At 72.2% G+C, this 20,666-nt stretch carries 16 protein-coding genes and 1 pseudogene; 9 read left to right on the top strand and 8 right to left on the bottom strand.

The genetic code is table 11. The features are described 5' to 3' along the window. Positions 1-23: 23 nt before the first annotated feature. Positions 24-1,046, top strand: coding sequence for a Rieske 2Fe-2S domain-containing protein (locus ACZ5DS_RS34995; RefSeq protein ID WP_468246648.1), 1,023 nt, complete (start codon positions 24-26; stop codon positions 1,044-1,046). Between the two features lie 23 nt (positions 1,047-1,069). Here ACZ5DS_RS34995 and ACZ5DS_RS34990 read toward each other — a convergent pair whose 3' ends face one another. Continuing rightward, complete coding sequence (locus ACZ5DS_RS34990; protein WP_468246646.1) at positions 1,070-2,974, bottom strand: glycoside hydrolase family 5 protein; 1,905 nt, start codon at positions 2,972-2,974, stop codon at positions 1,070-1,072. A gap of 249 nt (positions 2,975-3,223) precedes the next feature. On the opposite strand from ACZ5DS_RS34990, the gene ACZ5DS_RS34985 reads away from it, so the two are divergent. Continuing rightward, positions 3,224-3,397 (top strand): hypothetical protein, encoded by a 174-nt coding sequence (locus ACZ5DS_RS34985; RefSeq protein ID WP_468246644.1) that lies wholly within the window; start codon positions 3,224-3,226, stop codon positions 3,395-3,397. Between the two features lie 75 nt (positions 3,398-3,472). Here ACZ5DS_RS34985 and ACZ5DS_RS34980 read toward each other — a convergent pair whose 3' ends face one another. Beyond that, positions 3,473-4,090 carry a TetR/AcrR family transcriptional regulator gene (locus tag ACZ5DS_RS34980; RefSeq protein WP_468246642.1) on the bottom strand — a complete coding sequence of 206 codons (618 nt, stop codon included), beginning with the start codon at positions 4,088-4,090 and terminating at the stop codon, positions 3,473-3,475. Between the two features lie 111 nt (positions 4,091-4,201). Between ACZ5DS_RS34980 and ACZ5DS_RS34975 the strand changes: the two genes are divergently transcribed. Beyond that, positions 4,202-5,119 (top strand): alpha/beta fold hydrolase, encoded by a 918-nt coding sequence (locus ACZ5DS_RS34975; RefSeq protein WP_468246639.1) that lies wholly within the window; start codon positions 4,202-4,204, stop codon positions 5,117-5,119. A gap of 96 nt (positions 5,120-5,215) precedes the next feature. Here ACZ5DS_RS34975 and ACZ5DS_RS34970 read toward each other — a convergent pair whose 3' ends face one another. After that, the gene (locus tag ACZ5DS_RS34970; protein ID WP_468246637.1) at positions 5,216-6,628 is read right to left on the bottom strand and encodes an FAD-binding oxidoreductase; all 1,413 of its coding nucleotides are present in this window, start codon (positions 6,626-6,628) and stop codon (positions 5,216-5,218) included. A 63-nt stretch (positions 6,629-6,691) separates the two neighbouring features. Then, complete coding sequence (locus ACZ5DS_RS34965) at positions 6,692-9,919, bottom strand: BTAD domain-containing putative transcriptional regulator (RefSeq protein ID WP_468246634.1); 3,228 nt, start codon at positions 9,917-9,919, stop codon at positions 6,692-6,694. Between the two features lie 203 nt (positions 9,920-10,122). Between ACZ5DS_RS34965 and ACZ5DS_RS34960 the strand changes: the two genes are divergently transcribed. Continuing rightward, the gene (locus ACZ5DS_RS34960) at positions 10,123-10,680 is read left to right on the top strand and encodes a DoxX family membrane protein (protein ID WP_468246631.1); all 558 of its coding nucleotides are present in this window, start codon (positions 10,123-10,125) and stop codon (positions 10,678-10,680) included. 79 nt (positions 10,681-10,759) lie between these two features. Here the strand turns inward: ACZ5DS_RS34960 and ACZ5DS_RS34955 are convergent, their stop codons facing one another. Together ACZ5DS_RS34955 and ACZ5DS_RS34950 are read right to left on the bottom strand one after the other, a co-directional pair. After that, the gene (locus tag ACZ5DS_RS34955) at positions 10,760-12,325 is read right to left on the bottom strand and encodes an FAD-dependent monooxygenase (protein WP_468246629.1); all 1,566 of its coding nucleotides are present in this window, start codon (positions 12,323-12,325) and stop codon (positions 10,760-10,762) included. Between the two features lie 255 nt (positions 12,326-12,580). After that, complete coding sequence (locus ACZ5DS_RS34950) at positions 12,581-12,931, bottom strand: hypothetical protein (protein ID WP_468246626.1); 351 nt, start codon at positions 12,929-12,931, stop codon at positions 12,581-12,583. 191 nt (positions 12,932-13,122) lie between these two features. Between ACZ5DS_RS34950 and ACZ5DS_RS34945 the strand changes: the two genes are divergently transcribed. Continuing rightward, entirely contained in the window at positions 13,123-13,836 is a 714-nt protein-coding gene (locus ACZ5DS_RS34945) for an ankyrin repeat domain-containing protein (RefSeq protein ID WP_468246623.1), read from the top strand. Between the two features lie 123 nt (positions 13,837-13,959). On the opposite strand, the gene ACZ5DS_RS34940 is transcribed toward ACZ5DS_RS34945, so the two are convergent. After that, positions 13,960-14,538: a TetR/AcrR family transcriptional regulator gene (locus ACZ5DS_RS34940; protein WP_468246621.1), complete on the bottom strand. Its 579-nt coding sequence runs from the start codon at positions 14,536-14,538 to the stop codon at positions 13,960-13,962. Positions 14,539-14,809: 271 nt separating this feature from the next. Between ACZ5DS_RS34940 and ACZ5DS_RS34935 the strand changes: the two are divergent. From ACZ5DS_RS34935 to ACZ5DS_RS34920, 4 genes and pseudogenes are all read left to right on the top strand, one after another. Continuing rightward, positions 14,810-15,334: pseudogene (locus ACZ5DS_RS34935) on the top strand ((2Fe-2S)-binding protein); the annotation flags it as partial. A 164-nt stretch (positions 15,335-15,498) separates the two neighbouring features. Further along, positions 15,499-16,491, top strand: a complete 993-nt coding sequence (locus ACZ5DS_RS34930; RefSeq protein WP_468246618.1) for an FAD binding domain-containing protein — start codon at positions 15,499-15,501, stop codon at positions 16,489-16,491. Beyond that, a complete protein-coding gene (locus ACZ5DS_RS34925) occupies positions 16,488-18,620 on the top strand; it encodes a xanthine dehydrogenase family protein molybdopterin-binding subunit (RefSeq protein ID WP_468246616.1) in 2,133 nt (710 codons plus the stop codon). The genes ACZ5DS_RS34930 and ACZ5DS_RS34925 overlap by 4 nt, the downstream gene beginning before the upstream one ends. After that, positions 18,613-19,764 (top strand): XdhC family protein, encoded by a 1,152-nt coding sequence (locus ACZ5DS_RS34920; protein WP_468246613.1) that lies wholly within the window; start codon positions 18,613-18,615, stop codon positions 19,762-19,764. The genes ACZ5DS_RS34925 and ACZ5DS_RS34920 overlap by 8 nt, the downstream gene beginning before the upstream one ends. A 14-nt stretch (positions 19,765-19,778) precedes the next feature. Here ACZ5DS_RS34920 and ACZ5DS_RS34915 read toward each other — a convergent pair whose 3' ends face one another. Beyond that, a complete protein-coding gene (locus ACZ5DS_RS34915; protein WP_468246610.1) occupies positions 19,779-20,657 on the bottom strand; it encodes an MBL fold metallo-hydrolase in 879 nt (292 codons plus the stop codon). Between the last annotated feature and the right edge of the window lie 9 nt (positions 20,658-20,666).

The following is a 20,666-nucleotide window of genomic DNA, read 5'->3' as shown; positions in this document are numbered from 1 at the left end:
TTTCCTGTGCTTGGCTGACAGGCATGACAATGAGGGACGAACTGGCCGGGTCTCGTGGTCCGCGCTCCGCAGTCGACGAGCCGACGCGACAACTGCCCTACCCCAGTGGCTGGTTCTTCCTCGCACGCTCCCGTGAACTCGCCACCGGCAGTGTCGTGACCCGCCGCTTCATGGACGAGGACGTCGTCCTCTACCGCACCCCCGACGGCCGGCCCCGCGCGGTGCGTCCGTACTGTCCCCACCTCGGCGCCCATCTCGGCGCGGGTGGCATGGTGCAGGGCGAGAACCTGGTGTGCCCCTTTCACCACTTCGCCTTCGCTCCCGACGGCACCTGCGTGGGCACGCCCGACGGCCCGCCACCGCGCGCCCATCTGGAGCACCACACCATCAGCGAGCGCAACGGCTTCGTCTTCGTCTGGCACGAGCCGGAGGGCGCCCCGCCCAGCTGGGAAATCCCCGGCACCGCACAGGAGGGAGTCGTCCCGACGGCCGCCTGGAGCACGGAGGTGCACACCCACGCCCAGGAGCTCATCGAGAACGCCCTCGACTACCGGCATCTGCCCGTCCTGCACCACGTGGCCGTGCAAGAGCTCGACCCACCCACGGCCCAGGGCCCCCTCCTGCGCATGCGGCTGCGCCTCGGACCGGACCGGCCGCCCGTCCTCAGGCAGAGGTTCCAGGCCGACCATGCCTTCCTCATGGCAGGACTGGGGTACCTCCGGGTCGAGCTCCCGCTGCCCTCCCTCGGTCTCGTCAGCTACCTGTGGGCCATCCACACACCGACCGGGCCCCGCCGTACCCGCCTGCTGCTCGCGACGGCCTGCGCGGACCTCCGCGCCCCGGACGCCGCCGGAGCCTCCTTCCCCCGGCGCGGCCTGCACCGGGCCCTGGCCCGCGCGGTGCTCAGGACCGCGGTCGGCAAGGTCCGCCAGGACCTGGCGATCTGGAACGCCAAGCGCTACGAGCCGCGGCCCCGCCTCGCCGTACGCGACGAGGCCATCGGCCTCTTCCGCCACTGGGCCCGCCAGTTCTATCCGGCAGACTGACGCAACGCCAGGGCGGCGTACGGTCAGGGCAAGGTCCGGCACAGCAGGGCATCGGGCCCCGGACGGCTGCCGAACCGGGTGGTGAAGGCGATCCCGGCGGCGTACTCGCTCTCCGCGCACTGTCCCTTGTAGTCGCCGTAGGCGAAGTCGCCGCCCGCCGCACCGGCGGGACGGTTGTCGGACCGGTCGAACCACACGGTGTGTCCCGTTCCCGACAGCGGGATGCGACCCGGCGCGCACAAGGCCGCCGACACACGTTCCCCCCGCAGGCTGTACCCGATCAGGAAACTGCCCGGCGGGCACTGCAGTTTGGTGTACCCCGACGCCCAGTCGCCGCCCGGGGGAACGTAGCGCTCGTCAACGACGACCGTCTGTCCCGCGTCGAGGGCCCGCAGCTCTCCCGCACCGCTGTCGGTGCACAGACCGCGACCGGCGGTGTGGCTCAGGCCGATCAGCCGCAACCCGTCCGGGCAGGCGGCCTTGTACGCCCCCGGATCCCAGTCTCCCGCGGCCCGCACCCGCAGGGACTCCACCGCGTCCCCGTGGTCGGTGCTGAGCATGCGCCAGACCGGGACGGCCACCACGGGACCGCCCGTGCTCGGCGCCGACATCAGGTGCTGCCAGGCCGCACTGCGCCAGTCGCCGGAGTCGAGGATGCCGGAGCGCTGCCCTGCGGTGTCGTAGCGCAGCAGCGCCCAGTCGTCGTGTCCCGCGAAGCCGACCAGCGGCCAGTACGCGAAGTCGGCGTCGTGGCCGACGAAGTAGTCGGTGACGTTGCGGAACCAGGTGCGGGCCGCCGTGTTCGTCTCGCCGCTGCCGATGCCGAACTCGCTGACCCAGACAGGTGCGGTGTAGTGCCGACCGGTCTCCTCGACGAAGAACGCCTCGTCATCGAGAGCCGCGTTCAGCTGCTCGCGGGTCAGGTCCTGGTACCGGGGATCGTGGGTCTCGCCCATGCCGGTGGCGCCGCTGTGATGGGGGCCGGTGTAGCCGTAGAAGTGGGCGGAGTAGACCAGCTTGTGTGCATCGACCAGGGTGTGCGAGAGGGTGCGGACTGGGGTGAGCACCGGCCGGCCGTGCGGGAGCCCGTCGACGGGTATGCCGGTCCAGTTGATGCCCTCGATGACGATGAGCAGACGGGGGTTGGCCTCGGTGAGAATCCGGTCGGCGGCGAGCTGGGCGGCGGCATACCAGTCATGGCCGTCGCCCAGGCCCCAGTTGGGGTCGTCCAGGACGTCACGTCGGACCTCGTTGTACAGGTCGGCGCCGACCACGCGGGGGACGGCGGCGTAACGGCGGGCCATGAACACCCAGTCGTCCGCCCACTGCTGTGTGGACTGCCCGCTGTTCCACCGCTCGTTGCCGTCGATCCCGCAGCACCACCGGGACGTGTTGGTGTGGTTGTTGAGGATGACGGCGAATCCGCTCCGGCTGAGCGCACTGACGACGGCGTCGTAGATCTGCAGGGCCGTCCTGCCCCGCAGCTGCGGGTTGGCACCGACAGCGGCGTCGGGGACCGGCGTCGTACCGTGGATCATCTCGTTGGAGAACGGCAGCCGGATGGTGTTGATCCCCAGCTCATGGAAGTCGGCGAGGAGACCGTCCAGCGGAACGCGGTCGAGGCCGAGCGGAATGCCGGAGGAGTTCTGGCCGGCGTGATGGTTGGCGGGGTCGGTGATGCTTCCGCTGCCCGTCCAGGACCCTTGTGCACCGTCCCAGTTGGCCGCCTTCAGCCGGAACCGGTTGCCCTGGCTGTCGACTATGTAGCGGCCTTGGGTCGACAGGGGTGCCGACCAGGTGGCGGACGCCGTCATCGCGGCGGCCGAGCGGGGCGCGGGGGCGGCGGACGCTGGTGCCGACTGCGCGGTGACGAGCAGGAGTCCCGCGGCTGATGCGGCCAGACGAGGGACAGCTGGTGCGATCGACATGTGGACGGCCCTCGGTCGTTGGGGGAGCAGTGTTAGGAGCAGTGTTATCCGACGCTGTACGGTGCCCGGTGGGACCGAAAAGGTCCAGACGGCCGGCAGAGGAACAGGGCCGACATCAGCTCGCTCGATCTTGGATATCCGCCTTCCTTTCGCCGGCGAAATAGCTGAGAGTCCCCGCAATCAATTCCCTCTTTGTCCGAGCGGCGCTCCTGGAGGATGATGGAAGGTGAGCGAGCAAAGGGGCCCATCATGAAAACCGGAGCCTCGGATTACGACGACTATCTGTACTCGCGTACTCCCTCCCAGGCCGAGGGCGAGCGCGACGAGCCGGCCGAGCGGGGTGTGGAGCAACACCCGGACGTCCCCAGGACCGAACCGTCCCAGGCGGAGGGCGAGCGGCCGCAGGACGCCCCAGGTGCATGACCGAGGCGTCTGCCGTTTGGCCCCCGCCGGGCGTTCGTCGTGGCGGTCTCGTGCGCGATCACTCCTGACAGGGACTCAGCAGGCGTGCGGTGGGGCTGTGAAGATCCGGTCCAGGTGGTGGTCCAGGACCTTCGTGGCCGCCTCCGGGCTGCGCTGGCCGACCAGGATGCTGGTGCCCAGCCCTGCGGACATGGCGAGCAGGCCGACGGCTTCCAGCTGTGCATCGAGGCCGGGCCGGACGAGGCCGCTCTCCTGGGCCTGCCGGAGGAGGGCGGTCAGCGCGCTCTGGGCGGCATCGGGGTTGTTGATGAAGGGCTGAGCGGCGAGCGCCTGGTCGGTGACGGAGAGAACGGCGTACGAGGTGTAGACGAGGTGGAAGGTACGGCTCTCCTCGTCGGTCGGAAGCGCCGCCATCAGCATGGCCTCGATCACCGCCCGCGGCCCCGGATCGTCGCCGGCGGCCCGCACGCGCGCCGTGACCCGCTCCCCGAATCCCTCGGCCAGTTGCTGCAGCCCGTAGAGCAGCAGCTTCTCCTTGGTCTCGAAGTAGTACTGCACCAGCCGCAGTGACACACCCGCCTCCGCGGCCACGTCACGCATGCCCACGGCGTGCAGCCCGCGCCGCGCCGCCACCCGAAGGAGTGCCTCGGCGATCTCGTTGCGCCGCTCTGTGTGGTCCACGCGCTTGGGCATCGACCGCTCCTCCGCTCGCTGTTTCCGCTGGTCGGGCCACCCCGACCCCCTGATGATACAGCTGTACCAACAATGTGATACGTTCGTACCACAAAGAGTCCACAGCAGGAGGTGACCGTGTCCCAGACCGTGACCCGCGCCCGGGCCGATGTCGGCCGTTACGTGAGCGATGCCTGGCGCGACCGCTACTTCGAGGCCTGTGACGTGCTCTATGCCCTGGGCGCGCCCACCGTCGCGGAAACGGACGTGGAGACGTCGTTCGGCACCACGCACGTCTACCGGTACGGCCCCGCGGACCCGGCCGCCCGGACACGCACCCCGGTGGTCCTGGTGCACGGAGCGGGCTCGTGCTCCGCCATGTGGTACCCCAACACCCCTGCACTCAGCGCCGACCGCCCGGTCTACGCGATCGACACCCCCGGGGATCCCGGACGCAGCGTCCAGCGCGAGCCCATCCACGAACCCGAACGCGCCGCACAGTGGCTGGACGAGACACTCGCCGGGCTCGGGCTCGACCGCGTGCACCTGGTCGGCTCCTCCTACGGCGGATGGCTCGCCGTGAACCAGGCGCACCGCAGGGCCGACCGCCTCGCCTCGGTCACCCTGCTCGACCCCGGCGGCCTGGAGAAGGTCGGCCTGCGCTTCTTCGTCTGGATCTTCGTCAGCCTCTTCGCGACCTTCGCACCCAAGGCACTGCGCCCACGCCTGGCCGCCTGGCTGGAACAGCCGGTCCTCGTCGTGCCGGAGCTGCGCACCATGGTCAGGACCGGTGTGCGTGCCTACCGCATCCGCCGCCCCGTCCCGCAGCCCCTGTCCGAGGACGAACTGTCCAGCATCCGCACCCCGCTCTACCTGGTGCTCGGCAAGCGAAGCCTGCTCGTGCACCCGCACCGGCAGGTCGAGCGCGTCCCGCGCCTGGTGCCGGGCGCCCGGGCGGACATCATCACCCACACCGGCCACGGCCCCCAGATCGACCACGCGGACGAGATCAACCGCAGGATGCTGAGCTTCATGGACTCCGTCGACTGACGGCTGCCCGGCCGCCCCGGACCTCGTCGTCGGTGCCGCACCGTACGTTCGAAGCGCATGTCCGCAGCCGCCCGACGGGGCGATCCGAGCGGTCGGTCACGCGCCGGTGGAGGGACGTATGTTCTGGTTGAGACGGAACAGATTCGTGGGATCGTACGCGTCCTTGACCCTCACCAGCCGTTGGTGAACCGCCTCGGGGTAGGAGGCGCGCACCTTGTCCTCGGCGGCGTCGCCGGTGAAGTTGACGTACATGGTCCCGCGGCCGTGACGGGCGATCTCCTCGCGGGCGTCGCGGGCCCAGGCGACGTGCGCGTCGAACGCCGTGGCGTCGGGGGAGCGCGCGATCACGTTGCACAGCACGCTCGGGTCCCGCTGGCTGAAGGCCGTTGCCTCGGCGGGCACGCGGGCGAAGGCGCCGCCCAGGTGGTGCAGATGCAGTTCGCTGAACGGCGTCGGTGTCGTCAGGTGGTGGCGCAGCACGGCGTCGAGTGCGGTGTCGGACGGCTCGATGAACGCCGACGTGAAGTAGTTGTGGGCGCCGGCCGTCCACAGCGGGTCGAGCAGGGACTGCATGGCCGTGTACGGCATGGGGCCCATGAGGTCGGCGATGGGTGTCCCCAGCGTGCGCAGCGGACCGACGGCCGCCTCGCCGGCCGCGGGATCGCCCGCGTACATGCCGACCAGCACCGCGATGCGGGTGCCGTGGACCTCCGGGGGCAGGAAGGGCAGGGGAGGTGCGGTGGTCAGGTTGACCAGCGTCGTCAGCTCGTCGGGCAGGTGGGCGGTCAGCTCACGCCAGCCCGTGACCACCTGCCGGGCCTCCTGCAGCGGATAGACGATCAGGCCCGCCAGGACCTGCGGTCCGACCGGGTGAAGCTGGTACTCGAGCGAGGTCACGACACCGAAGTTGCCGCCGCCGCCCCGCAGGGCCCAGAAGAGGTCGGGGTGTTCATGCGGGTCGGCGCGCAGCACGCGGCCGTCCGCGGTGACGACCTCGGCCGCCGTCAGGTTGTCGGAGGCCAGACCGTGCCGGCGCAGCAGCCAGCCCACTCCGCCGCCCAGCGTGAACCCGGCGATCCCGGTCGTGGAGACCAGACCGCCGGTCACGGCCAGGCCGAACGCCTGGGTCTCATGGTCGAGGTCGCCCCAGGTCAGGCCGGCCTGGGCGACCACCCGGCGCCGTACGGGATCCACCAGGGCGCCCTTCATGGGCGACAGGTCGATGACGATGCCGTCCTCGCAGGTCGAGAACCCGGCGATGCTGTGGCCGCCGCCGCGCACGGCGACGAGCAGGTCCTGGCTGCGTGCGAACTCGACGGCGCGCATCACGTCCGCGGTCCCGGCGCAGCGCACGATCAGCGCCGGATGCTTGTCGTGGGCCCCGTTCCAGACCGCGCGGGCCTGGTCGTACTCGGCGTCGCCAGGGCGGACGACGGTGCCGCGCAGGATTGCTTCCAGCTCGGCGACGGTGGCGTCCCCCAGGATGCCCTTTGCCGTGTCGATCGACATGGTCGGCTCCTCGGTGTGCGTGCTTGCGCTGATGTCAGGACCGTAGGCAGCCCCTCTTAGCACTCACTCAGCAGCGGCTTTGGAGGCGGTCGTCGGTGGCAGCGTGCGCCGCAGGACGGCAGGGCCTCGGGTGTCGCCGAGGCGGGTGAAGAGGGCACCGGCCCGAGCGGCCGTCGCCTCGGCGGCTCCGCTGTCGCCCGCCTGCCGCTGGAGCCGGGCCAGCATGAGGGCCACCCAGGCGACGGCGCAGGTCGACCCGGCGACATGCTCCAGGCGCTGCGCGCGCGTCAGCAGCGTGCGTGCTCGTGCCGTGTCTCCGGCGGCCCGTGCCACGAGCCCGAGGTGGAGCAGGGTGTTGGTGATGCCCGGGACGTCATCGGTCTCCTCGAAGCCCGCGAGGACGCCGGAGAGGACGGCCTGTGCGCTCTCCGCGTCGCCGTCGGCGAGATGGAGCAGTCCGAGGCAGCCGAGCGTGATGCCTTCCTCCCGGCGGTCGCCGAGCCGGCGCCTGATCGCAAGCGCCGCGTCGAGGTGGGTCCGTGCCGCGTCGCGGTCGCCCCGGCAGCGGTGGAGGTTGCCGAGCGTGTTGAGGGCCAGGGACTCGCCGTGCGGGTCGGCGAGCGCGCGGAAGCAGTCGACGCTGCCTTCGGCCGCCAGGGCGGCGGCGTCGGTGTTGCCGTCGAGCCGGCTCGCCCACGCCAGATTCGCCAGGGCGTAGCCGCGGGCGCGGGAAGGGCCGACCGCGCGGCCGACGAGCACCGTCTCCTCGTAGAACAGAGACACCTGCCCCGCCGCGTCGGCCTCGACCGCGTACCCCGGTGTCATGACCGGGAAGAACGGGGCGCTCTCGGCGTCGACGTCCTCCAGCATCCGGAGACTCTCCCGGTAGGCCGCGCGCGCCACCGAGCCCTCGCCACGGCAGACGGCCCAGACTCCGGCGAGGTGCGCGGCGGCGGCGAGGACCGAGGGGGCGCCCGCGTCGCGCGCGAGGGCGCGGGCCAGGTCCAGAGCGGTGCGGGCGCGGTCCCAGGCGCCGCCCATCCAGAGCAGGACCGCCTGCTGACAGTGCGCGGACGCCAGCGCCGCCGGGTCCGGCCGCCGCTGGTGGATCCCGACGATCTGCTCGGCGATGTCCTCCAGCGAGGCGCTGTCACCGAGGCGGATCGCCAGCACGGCCCGTCCCATCAGCGCTCTGGCCCGCTGCGGGGTGGGCTCCGGTGCGGCGGCCAGCGCGTCCTCCAGCCAGCGCCGGCCCTCGGCGAGGCGCCCCCGTTCCGGCCAGAACGACCGCAGGGCCACGGCCAGCCGCAGCGCGCTCTCCGGTTCGTGGCGCAGGAACGAGCGCAGGGCGGCCCGGAGATTGCCGTAGTCGGCCTCCAACTCCAGCGACGGCGCCCCCGAAACGCCGGTGGGCGCCTCGCGGTCCCGCGCCTCGGCGAGTGCCAGATAGAAACACCGGTGCCTGGACTCGGTGGCGGCCAGTTCCCCGGCGGCCCGCAGCCGGTCCATGGCGTACTGGCGGATCGTCTCCAGCAGCCGGTAGCGGACCTCGTCCTGCCGGGGCTCCGCCAGCACCAGGGACTTGTCGGCCAGCCGCCCCAGCAGGTCCAGCACCGAGCTGTCGGACATGCCGTCGGCGCACACCTCCTCCGCCGCGGCCAGGGAGAACCCGCCCGCGAAGACGGCGAGCCGGCGGAACAGGCGCCGTTCCTCCTCGTCGAGCAGCCGATGGCTCCACTCCAAGGTGGCCAGCAGGGTCTCCTGGCGGGTCACACCGCGCCGGCTGCCCCGCCCGAGCAGAGCCAGGGCGTCGTCGAGCCGTTCGGCGATCTGGCGCGGGGCCAGCACGGGCACCCGGGCCGCCGCCAGCTCCAGGGCCAGGGGCATCCCGTCGAGCCGGAAACAGATCTGCGCTACGGCCTCCGCGTTCCCGGGGGCCAGCCGGAAATCGGGGGCCGCGTCGGCAGCCCGCTCCACGAACAGCCGTACGGAGGCGAAGCGGCCCAGTTCCGCCACGGGCGGCAGCCGATGCGGATCCGGCAGCTCGAGGGAGGGCACCCTGAACGTGCGTTCCCCGTAGCTGCGCAACGGCTCCCGGCTGGTCGCGAGGATGTGCACGCCCGGGCAGCCGGACAGGACCTTCGAGGCCAGGGCGGCGCACGCGTCGATCAGGTGCTCGCAGTTGTCCAGCACCAGCAGCATCTCCCGGCCGCCGAGCTGGGCGACGAGCGCTTCCCGGCCCGTTCCGGACGGCGGGAGCTGCAGTTCCAGGGCGGCGGCGACCGCCTCGGGCACGAGGTGCGGTTCCGCCAGCCCGGCGAGGTCCACGAACCAGGCCCCGTCCCGGAAGCGGTCGTCCCGGCGGGCCGCCACGGCGAGCGCGAGCCGGGTCTTCCCGCAGCCGCCGGCGCCGGTGAGGGTCAGCAGCCTGCTCCGCCCGAGCAACGCCTCCACCTCGGCCATCTCGCGCTCCCGGCCGACGAGAGCCGTCGCCGGCACCGGCAGATGGCGCCTCGGGGACTCCGGCTGCTCTGCCGGCGCCTCGACCGAGTCGGCGAGCAGCGCACGGTAGAGGCGGCGCGTCTGCGGGTCGGGGTCCGCGCCGGTGTCACGGCGCAGTGCGTCCCGCAGCCGCTCGTAGGCGGACAGCGCCTCCCGGCGTCGCCCGGCGTCGGCCAGGACCCGCATCAGCGCCCGGTGGGCGGGCTCGTGCAGCGGGTCGTCGGCGATGAGTGACCGCAGGACGTCGATGGCCTCGGCAGAGTGGTGATCGTGCTCGAGTGCTTCGGCCAGCCCGAGCCGGAGGGCCGTCTGCCGGGTCTCCAGCGCCTCGTTCGCCTCGGTCGCCCAGGGCTCGTACCGGTCCTCGGGCAGCAGCCCGGGGCCGACCAGGGCGAGCGCGGCACGGTAGTCCGCGGCGCGGCCCCCGTTCGAGGCCCGCCGCGCCGCCTCGTCGAACTCGTCGAGGTCGATCCGCACCCGGCCGTCGGGGCCGAGCAGCACCATGTCGTCGCGGAGCACGACGACGTCGCCCGGCGCTCCCGTGGAGGACAGCGCATGGCGCACAGCGTGCAGCACCTGGTGCAGGTTGTTCGACGCGGCCGTCCGGTCGAGGTCCGGCCACAGAAGGTCGTAGAGCTGATCCCGGTGCATCCGGTGGCCGGGCGACAGGCACAGCAGCTTCAGCACGCTTCGGGCCTTGCGCAGCCGCCACGCCCCGGCGGCGACGGGGCGGTCCGCGACCGCCACGGCGAAACCGCCGAGGAGCCGGATCCGCACCTCATCGGCCATGGCTGCCCTCACGAGCAGGCTACCGCCTTGCCCCATCGGGGGTCGGGTCCGCGCCCAGATGCATGATCATGGTCGTAGCGGAAGGATCGGCAGTGGTGGTCCATGCTCTGCGAGGAAGCGCGGGGCTCACCGCCCGCCGGTGTCTCGGCGTCCGCCCGAGCTGGGGATGACGCCCGTTCCGGCGTTCCTACCGGAGCATTGACATGGATACGAAACGCATCAGGCGCCGTCCTTCAGGTCCTTCGGGATCACACGCGCGGGTCACCGGCGGACCGGCGTCGTCCGCCGCCGACTGGGGCCTTCTGCTCCTCCGGCTCAGCTTCGGACTGGTGATGGCCGCGCACGGCGCTCAGAAACTGTTCGGGATCTTCGGGGGAGGCGGCCTGACGGCGACCGGCCAGGCGTTCGCGACCCTCGGGTACCGCCCGGGCAAGCTCTTCGCGCTGATCGGCGGCCTGTCCGAATTCCTGGGTGGCCTGGGCCTGGCCCTCGGACTGCTCACTCCACTGGCGGCCGCCGCCCTGATCGGCGTGATGATCAACGCCATGGCGACCGTCACCGCAGCCCATGGGCTGTGGGACGCGGACGGCGGCGTGGAGTACAACGTCGCCATCGCCGTGGTCGCCCTGGCCGTCGCGGCCATCGGCCCCGGAAGCCTCGCCGTCGACCGGTTCTTCCGCTGGGGTACGGGCGGCTGGGGCGAAGCCGCGTTCGCCTTGGGCCTGGGCGGTGTGGCCGCCGCGCTGTCGCTGACTCTTTGACCCCGGGAGAGGAAGACGGACCGACGGCGTCCGGGCGCCACGGAATCGGCAGCCCTCGCCGGCGTGGGGCGCAGGCCCATCAGGCGGGCGCCGCGCGGGCGATCGAGGCGAGCGCGTGGTCGAGGACGGCATCGCCCGACGGACCGTCGTGCCAGCGGGCGCCGATGTGGCCGTCGGGCCGGACGAGCAGTGCCCCGCGCGGGCGGAGGCCACAGAGGTCGCCGTACTCGTCGGGAAGGGGCTCGATGCGCAACGGCCATGATGCGCCGGTCTGTTGCTCCCAGTGGGAGGGGTCCGGGGTGAGCAAAGTGAACCACTCGCCGAACGCGTCGAGCGTGGAGCGGTCGTCCGTGAGCCAGAGGTGCGGCATGCGATGGCCCGGCTCCGCGGTGGGGACGTAGTCCGTGCCCCTGTCGGACGGCTCGGGCGGGGTGCCGTCGCCGAGGACCGCGGCAGAGTCGTAGGCGACACCCAGCACCAGACCGAGTTGGGCGAAGTACCGTTCGGACCAGGGTAGTTCGACCTGGGGCGACGCTGTATCGCCGGCCTGGAGCTGTGCGCGGCGCCGGTTCAGCGCCTGGACCATGAGGTGGGTGTTGGCCACCGTCTGGCGCAGCGTCTCCTGGGCGACGGGGTGCCGTTCGGCCTCGTAGGTTTCCAGCAGGCCGGGTTCGGCCCACCCGTGGAGCACACCCGCCAGTTTCCAGCAGAGGTTGTGCACATCGGCGATGCCGGTGTTCATGCCGAGGCCGCCGATGATGGGGAGCGCGTGCGCGGCGTCGCCGGCCAGCAGGACCCGGCCCCGGCCGAGGCGTTCGGCGACGAACGCGTTCATCACCCAGTGCTGAACCCGCAGGACACGGGCCTGTACGTCGGCGTCGGGGCCGAGGGCTCGCGAGACGACCTGCGCCCAGTCTGCGCGCGCAGCGTCGTCCGGCGTGGGCCCGAACCAGGCCCAGCCTCCTTCGGGGTAGAGCGGGGCGAACGATCCGTGCGAGGTGAAGTAGACCCCGGCGGGCTGGCCGGCGCACCAGCGGGTGAGGTCGGCGTCGAACACGACGGTGGTGAAGTCGCCCAGCGCTCCGGGGCCGGCGGTGTCGATTCCCAGCAGCTGCCGGACGGTGGAGTTCGCGCCGTCCGCGGCGAGGACACAGCGGGCACGCAGGCGTGTCTCCTCACCGCTCTGGCGGTCGACGAGCAGGGCGACGACGCCGTCGGCTTCCTCGGTCAGGCCGATCAGCTCGACCCCGAACCGCACCGGTGCCTCGGCGGCGGCCAGCAGCAGGGGCTCCAGGCGATCCTGCGAGGTGACCGCGCCGATCACGGGGCTCTGCGGAACCGGCGCGTTGACCCCGACCATCGCCGCTGTGGCGAACTCGTGGCCGTGCAGCGTGTCCCGGAAGCGGACGCGGCCGTACTCCGGTGCGAACGCGGCGTCCTTGATCCGGACCGCTAGTCCCAGCTGGCGGTAGATCTCCATCGAGCGCACGTTGACGAGCCGGGACCGGGGAAAAGGTGACAGCTCACGGCGTTTCTCGACCAGGAGTGTCCGTACGCCCCAGCGTTCCAGCAGTGCTCGGGCGGTGAGTCCGACCGGCCCGCCACCGACGATCAGTACCGGTACCTCGGCGTCTGCTACGGGCATGTCGAAGATCTCCTGTTCGCCTCGGTGCCCCCAGTGGAGGAGAGGCCACCATGGGTACACCGATCCCGTCGGCCGATGTGACGGCTGCCTCGACGATGGCCTGAAACACCACGAGATCCATATTCCGCTGCACGCGGCCGGTCGCAATTCCGTGCCCCCGTGACCGGAGCCGTCGGCCTGGGTGCGGCGGTCGCCCGAGTACAGCGCGCGAGCACGGGGCAGGGCCCCTGCAGGCAGGGGCCCTGGGCGGGTGGGTCAGCGCAGGAAGACGACCGAGCGGAGCTTCAGACGGTCCGTGGCCGGGTTGCCGTGGGGGCGCAGGGTCCAGGAGTCGCCCGTGCAGTCGGGTCCGGTGAAGACGATGGCGAACTCGGCGGTGTCGTTGTGCGGGGCGAAGGCGGGTTCGGAGGCGCCGGGGTCCGCGACCTCGGGGAGGGTGATGCACTCGCCGCTCGCCGGGTCGTGGAGGGTGGCCGCCTGGGGCTCGCCGTTCCGGCCGATGAACTGGTAGCCGAAGTCGCCGGTGGCAGCCTGGGCGGGCGTGGCCAGGACGGCAGTGAGGGCGAGGGCACCGCAAGCGGCGGCGACGGTGTTCCGGAGACGCAAAGGCTTCTCGTTTCGTGAGGATGACCAAGGCCATGTGCAGCCCTGCTCCCCCCGCGCATCTCGTATGCGGAGAAGCGGAGCAAAAGCGTTCCTGTGTCACCCGTTCGGACGCGCCGCCGGTCGGCCCAGCGGTTGTCAGTGGCCCGTGGTACCCCTGAGGTGAACCGGGAGGTAGCCCGATGCTGCTCGACATGACCACGCCGCCGGCCCCCGCTGCCGTCGAGGCGATCCGCACCGGCGACGTGGCGGCACTGCAGGACCTGCTCGCCGCCCACCCCGGCCTGGCCACAGCCAGACTGGGCACCACGGACAACTCCCGCACCCTCTTGCACGTCGTCACCGACTGGCCCGGCCACTTCCCCGCCGGACCGGACGCCGTGACCGCTCTGGTCGCGGCGGGAGCGGACGTCGACGCACCGTTCACCGGCCCGCACCGCGAGACCCCGCTGCACTGGGCGGCCAGTACGGACGACGTCCCCGTGCTGGACACCCTGCTCGACCTCGGCGCGGACATCGAAGCCGACGGCGGGGTCATCGGCGGCGGCACAGCGATCGCCGACGCGGTCGCCTTCGGCCAGTGGAACGCCGCCCGGCGGCTGCTGGACCGCGGTGCCCGCACCACTCTGTGGCAGGCCGCCGCCCTGGGCGAAGCCGACAGGGTCGCCGCGTACTTCCCGCCCCACACCGAGCCGCCGAGCCCCGCGGACATCGCCGACGCGCTGTGGTGCGCCTGCCACGGTGGACAGCAGCAGAGCGCCGCCTACCTGCTGGAGCACGGCGGTGACGTCAACTGGATCGGTCACGACGAGCTGACCGCGCTGGACGCCGCCGGCCGTTCCGGCCACCCCGCCCTCGTCGCGTGGCTGCGGAGACAGGGAGCGAAGTCCGCCGAGGAGCTCGCCTGACACGTCCACGAGCCTCCGAGGTGCGCAGTGCGGCGGTCACCGGCCGGGTGCCCCGGTACGCACGCCGTCCGTGAGGAGTTCGCCTGAGACGTCCACGAGCCGCCGAGGTCCGCGGCGCGGCCGTCACCGGCCGGGCGCCCCCGTGCGCAGCCCGTCCATGACGAGGTCGAGGAGCCGGGCGGCGCGTGGCTGCCAGTCCTCGTGCGGGTCCAGCTGCCAGAGGCCCGCGATGGCGAGGAAGAAGTCGTCCGTGGTGATTCCGGGGCGGATCGTTCCGGCCTCCTCGTTGGCCCGGAGCAGGAGGTCCGCCGCGGAGGTCACCGGCGTGTGGGCCGGCTTGGCCGGGCCGCCCGGTGCGCCGGTGACCTGCCGTATCGCTTCGGCCAGGCCTGCCTTGGCCATGGCGAAGTCGGCGAGCCGGTCCATCCAGGCACGCAGAGCCTGCTCGGGCTCCCGGGACTCGAGCAGCTGGGCGGCGCAGTCGGCGACCTGCTGCATCTCGTGGCGGTAGATCTCCAGGACGAGTGCCTCGCGGTTGGGGAAGTTGCGGTAGAACGTGCCCTGCCCGACGCCCGCCTTCTTGGCGATCGCGCTCAGCGGGGCATCCGCACATCGGGTCAGCTCGGCGAGTGCCACGTCCAGGATGCGCTCACGGTTGCGCTGCGCGTCCGAGCGCAGGGGTGCGTCCTTCTTCTGCTGCACTCGTCCTCCTTCTGGGTTCGTGGCCGAACCTGACCCTTGCTAACCGGACAGCTGTCCGGTACGTTTCACAGGTAGCGGACAGTTGTCCGGTTGTGTCCACGATAGCCGTGGGCGCGGCCCGACGGCAGTCGGCATCTGCCACTTTCCGCCCCGCATCGCGCGCACTCGGCTCGCCCTCGCGGCATCAGCCCCGCACCGCACACCCCCACGGCATCCGGCCAGCGGCTGCCGGACCACCCCGTCGGTCCTGGAAACGCGAAAGAAGCTTCTCATGGCCCTATCGACGTCCAGTGTCATCACCTTGAAGATCAACGGCGAGAAGTACACACTGCCCGTCGACCACCGCACCACCCTGCTCGACGCACTGCGCGAGCGCCTCGATCTGACCGGCTCGAAGAAGGGCTGTGACCAGGGGCAATGCGGTGCCTGCACCGTCCTGCTGGACGGCCGTCGGACCGTCTCCTGCCTGCAACTGGCCGTGGCGGCCGAGGGTCGTGAGATCACCACCGTCGAAGGCCTGGCCGACGGCGAGCAGTTGCACCCGGTACAGCAGGCCTTCCTCGAACTGGACGGCTTCCAGTGCGGTTACTGCACGCCCGGACAGATCTGTTCCGCGATCGGGGTGATCCAGGAGCACGCGGCGGGCTGGCCGAGCGCCGTCACCGACGACATCCGGCCCGACGCGGCACCGCCACCCCTGACGGCCGAGGAGATCCGCGAGCGGATGAGCGGCAACCTGTGCCGCTGTGGCGCGTACGTCTCGATCGTCGAGGCGGTGGCCCGGGCGGCCGAGGCCGGGACGGACCCGAACACCGCTTCCGCAGCGCGGACCAGCCCTGGAGAGGGGACGAGGATCAACCCCGAAGCCGGAGTGGACATCAACTCCGAAGCCGGAGCGGACATCAGCCCCGAAGCTGCGGCGGACATCACCCCCGAAGCGGGGACGAAGGAGGCCGTGGCATGAGGGAGTTCGACTATCAGCGGGCGTCCGATGTCGCCGGCGCCGTCGCGGTACTCAGTGCCGATCCGGACGCGCGCTTCCTCGGCGGCGGCACCAACCTCGTCGATCTGATGAAAGCCGGCGTGGAGCGACCCGCCCGGCTCATCGACATCCGCGAACTCCCGCTCGACGAGATCGAGCCGACGCGGGAGGGCGGCTTGCGCATCGGCGCAACCGTCACCAACTCCGATCTGGCCGCCCACCCCGAAGTCCGGCGGCGCTACCCGGCGCTGGCGCAGGCCGTGCTGGCCGGTGCGTCCGGACAGCTGCGCAACATGGCCACGGTCGGCGGGAACCTGCTCCAGCGCACCCGCTGCGCCTACTTCACCGACGTCACCAAGCCCTGCAACAAGCGTGTCCCGGGCAGCGGCTGCCCCGCCGTCGAGGGCGAACACCACAACCACGCGATCCTGGGCGCGTCCGACCACTGCGTGGCCGTACACCCCTCGGACATGGCCGTCGCCCTCACCGCCTTCGACGCCGTCGTCCACTACGAAACCGCGGACGGGCCGGGCGAGTTGCCCATCGCGGAGTTCTATCCGCCCGTCGGCGACACCCCGCACCGCGAGACCGCCCTGCCGCCGGGCGCGCTGATCACCGGCGTCACCCTGCCGCCCAGCCCGACCGCCGCCAACTCCCGCTACCGCAAGGTGCGCGAACGCGCCTCGTACGCGTTCGCCATCGGCTCGCTCGCCGCCGCGCTCGACGTCCGTGACGGCGTCGTCCGGGACGTACGCCTCGCCTTCGGCGCGGTCGCCTCCCGGCCGTGGCGGGCCCTCGCGGCCGAACGCGTCCTGACCGGTGCCCCGGCCACCGCCGAGACCTACGCCGCCGCTGCCGCCGCCGAACTGACGGCGGCCCGTCCGCTGCCCCACAACGGATACAAGGTGACCCTGATGCAGAACCTCGTGGTGGCCGTGCTGACCGAACTCGCCGAGGAGGCCACCCGATGACCACCGTCACCACCGGGACACTCACGCCGACACCCTCCGTCGGCACCGCACACACCCGTGTGGAGGGCAGGGACAAGGTCACCGGAGCGGCCCGCTACGCGGGAGAGATCCCCTTCACCGACCTCGCGCACGGCTGGCTGGTGCTGTCCACCATCGCCCGTGGCCGCATCAGCGTCATCGACAGCGCTCCCGTCCTCGCCATGCCGGGCGTCCTCGCCGTACTGGACCACCGCAACGCCCCGCGCGTCGAGACCGACTACGTCGGCCTGATGGGATCGAAGCCCGACCCGACCTGCGCCGTCTTCCAGCACGACCGGGTGCCCCACGTGGGCTGGCCGGTGGCGCTGGTCGTCGCCGAGACCTCCGAGCAGGCCAGGGAGGCCGCCGAGGCGCTCGTGGTGCACTACGAACAGGAGCCCCACGACATCGACTTCACCGGCGACCACCCGGACGCCTACCCGCTGGACAGCTTTGCGCCGGCGGTGACGGAGAAGGGCGACCTCGACACCGAGCTGGCCGCATCGGCCGTCGTCCTGGACGCCGAGTACACCACACCCGAAGAGCACCACAACCCGATGGAACCGCACGCGGCGACCGCCCGTTGGGAGGACGGCCGGCTCGAGGTGGTCGACTCCAACCAGGGCGCCACCTGGATCGTCGGGGAACTCGCCGGCCTGTTCTCGCTCGACCCGGCCTCGGTGCGCGTACGCTCCGAACACGTCGGGGGCGGCTTCGGCAGCAAGGGCGTCCGCGCCCACCAGGTGGCCGCCGTGATGGCCGCGACCGTCCTGCAACGCCCCGTACGAGTGATCCTGACCCGCCGTCAGATGTTCTCGCTGGCCGGCTACCGCAGCCCCACCACCCAGCGCGTCCGGCTCGGCGCCGACGCCGACGGACGGCTGCGCGCACTGGACCACCGCTCCCTCAGCCTCACCTCCACCGTGCACGAGTTCATCGAACCGAGCGCCGCGGTGGCCCGCGTGATGTACGACGCCGACGCGCACCACACCGCCAACCGGGTCGTACGGCTCGACGTGCCGACCCCGACGTGGATGCGCGCCCCGGGTGAGGCGCCGGGCTCGTTCGCGCTGGAGTCGGCGCTCGACGAACTCGCCGAGCAGTGCGGGATCGACCCCATCGAGCTGCGCCTGCGCAACGAACCCGACAAGGGCCCGGTCTCCGGCCTGCCCTTCGCCGGCCGCAATCTGCCCGCCTGCTACCGGGAGGGAGCCCGCAGGTTCGGCTGGGCGGACCGGGACCCGCGTCCCGGCCTGCGCCGGGACGGGCGCTGGCTGCTCGGCACCGGCATGGCGGCAGCCTCCTTCCACGCGGGCGCCGGGCCGTCCACGGCCGCCGTGACCGCCCACACCGACGGCACCTTCACCGTCCGGATCGCCGCGGCCGACATCGGCACCGGGGCCCGTACGGCCATCACCCTGGTCGCCGCGGACGCACTCCGCGTGCCACCGGAGCGCGTCCATGTGCGCATCGGCGACAGTGACTTCGGACCTGCGATGATCGCCGGTGGCTCCATGGGCACCCGCTCGTGGGCCTGGGCGGTCACCATCGCGGCCGACGAACTGCGTGACAGGCTGGCCCTCAGCAGCGACATCCCCCCGGAAGGCATCACCGTACGGTCGGACACCACCGCGGCCATCGGCGCCCTGACCCCGGCCGAACGGCACTCCTACGGGGCGCAGTTCGCCGAGGTGGCCGTGGACGTCGCCACCGGCGAGGTGCGCGTGCGCCGCATGCTCGGTATGTTCGCGGCCGGCCGGATCGTCAACCCGCTCACCGCGCGCGGGCAGTTCCTGGGCGGCATGATCTGGGGCATCTCCATGGCCCTGCACGAGGAGGCCGTACGGGACCGGACCTCGGGCGGACACGTCGGAGCGGACCTCGCGGGCTACCACGTGGCCACGCACGCCGACGTCCCCCGCATCGAGGCCGACTGGATCGACGACCCGGACCCGAAGGACCCGGTCGGGATCAAGGGGATCGGCGAGGTCGGCATCGTGGGCGCAGCGGCCGCCATCGCCAACGCGGTCTGGCACGCTACCGGCGTCCGCCACCGCAACCTGCCGATCAGGCCGGACCGCGTCATCCGCGCGGGGGCGCCACATGCTTGACGTCGCCGAGGAGTTGCTCCGCTGGGTCGAGGAGGGCCGGGACTTCGCCGTAGCCACCGTGCTGGCGGTGGGCGGCAGCGCGCCACGCGGCCCCGGCGCCGCCCTCGCCGTCGACGGCGAGGGCACCGTCATCGGCTCGGTCTCCGGCGGGTGCGTGGAAGGCGCGGTGTACGAGCTGTGCCGGCAGGCTCTCCGGACGGGCGAGAGTGTCACGGACCTGTTCGGCTACAGCGGCGAGGACGCCTTCGCCGCAGGACTGACCTGCGGCGGGACGATCGAGGTGCTGATCACGCCGGTGAGCGGGCTGGCGCCCGCGCGCACGGTCCTGGCATCCGCCCTGGCTGCCGCTGTCCGGGGCGAACCGGCGGCCCTCGCCCGGGTCGCCCGCGGCCCGGCGGAACTGCTGGGCCGGGCGCTGCTCGTGCGACACGACGGCACGTACGAGGGCGCACTCGGCGGCCATCCGGACCTGGACCGGACGGCGACCGCCGAGGCCCTCGCCCTGCTGGAGGCAGGGCGCACCGGCACGGTGGACATCGCCGAGGACGGCTCGCACTGTCCCGGCGGCGTCACCCTGCTGGTCGAGTCGAACGTGCCGCCCCCGCGCATGATCGTCTTCGGCGCGGTCGACTTCGCATCCGCGCTCGCGCGGGCCGGCAAGTTCCTCGGCTACCACGTGACCGTCTGCGACGCCCGCTCCGTCTTCGCCACGCAGGCCCGCTTCCCCGAAGCCGACGAGATCGTCGTCGACTGGCCCCACCGCTATCTTCGGCGGACCGTCACCGACGCCCGTACGGTCCTGTGCGTGCTCACCCACGATGCGAAGTTCGACGTACCCCTGCTGAAGGCGGCCCTCGCGATGCCGGTGGCCTTCGTGGGCGCGATGGGCTCGCGCCGCACCCACGAGGACCGCAATCGGCGGCTGCGCGAAGAAGGCGTCGGCGAGCGGGAGTTGGCCCGGCTGCGCTCCCCGATCGGCCTCGACCTCGGCGCCCGTACACCGGAGGAGACCGCCCTGTCGATCGTGGCGGAGATCGTCGCCGCCCGGCGGGGCGGCACGGGCGCGCCCCTGACCGGCACGAGGACGCCGATTCACCGTGACGGTGGAGCGCCGCCCCGGAAGGCCGAAGCGACGGCAGCCTGAGGAACCCTGACCGCTCAGGTCCGGGGGCAGAGGACGAAGTCGGCGTGGGCGCTCCGGGAGCGGTCGTCGCCGAGTCGGGCGAGCGCGTCCCGGATCCGGTGGAGGTGAGCCGGGGTCAGCTCGAGCGGGGGCTCGTCGGGCTGGTAGGTGGTGCGGACCGGGTAGTCCACGCCCGGTTCGGTGGTCATCTCGATGTGGCAGCCGAGCACATGGGTGACGGGCCGGCGGTCGGCGAACTCGATCAGGCGCTCGATGCTGTGGGTGAAGGCAGGGACGTCCTGGATGTAGAGCCGGCCGGGGTAGACGCTGTCACCGGTGAGCAGGAGGCCGGTGGGCGGGTCGTAGTAGGTGACGGCCGCCTCGTGGTGGCCCGGGGTGGCCAGGCACTCCAGGACCCGGCCGCCCAGGTCGACGCGGGCGACGGCTTCCGGGTCCGCGTCGAAGCCGAAGTACCGCCAGGCGGTGGCTCGGTCGGCACCCACCACCGTGGTGTCGGGGCGGTCGGCGAACTGGCCGTCGCCCGCCACGTGGTCACCGTGCCCGTGGGTGTGCAGCACGAGCAGCTGGTAGCCGTCCCGGGGATGCTGGTCGAGCCAGTCCGCGAGGAGCCCGTCGACCACCCGGCGCAGGGGGAAGAACTCGGGGGACTCGGTGGCACCGGTGTCGATCAGCACCGCCCGCTCGGTACCGCACAGCAGGAACAGGAACGGCGCCTCGTAGTGGACCGCCATGTTCTGCCGCAGGATGAAGGTGTGCTCGTCGTAGGCGTAGACCTGGATGTCCGGGTCCGTGTTGTGTTTGGCCGACGGCGAACCGTGGATCCACCGCACGTCCAGCGGGCGCGCCGGGGGAGGGGCGTCGGCGAAGTCGATGAGATGCGTGCCGCCGTTCACGATGCCTCC

This window comes from Streptomyces sp. NPDC031100, from assembly GCF_055570785.1.
The sequence above is the reverse complement of the archived record's forward strand: the minus strand, read 5'-3'. Positions and strand labels throughout refer to the sequence as shown.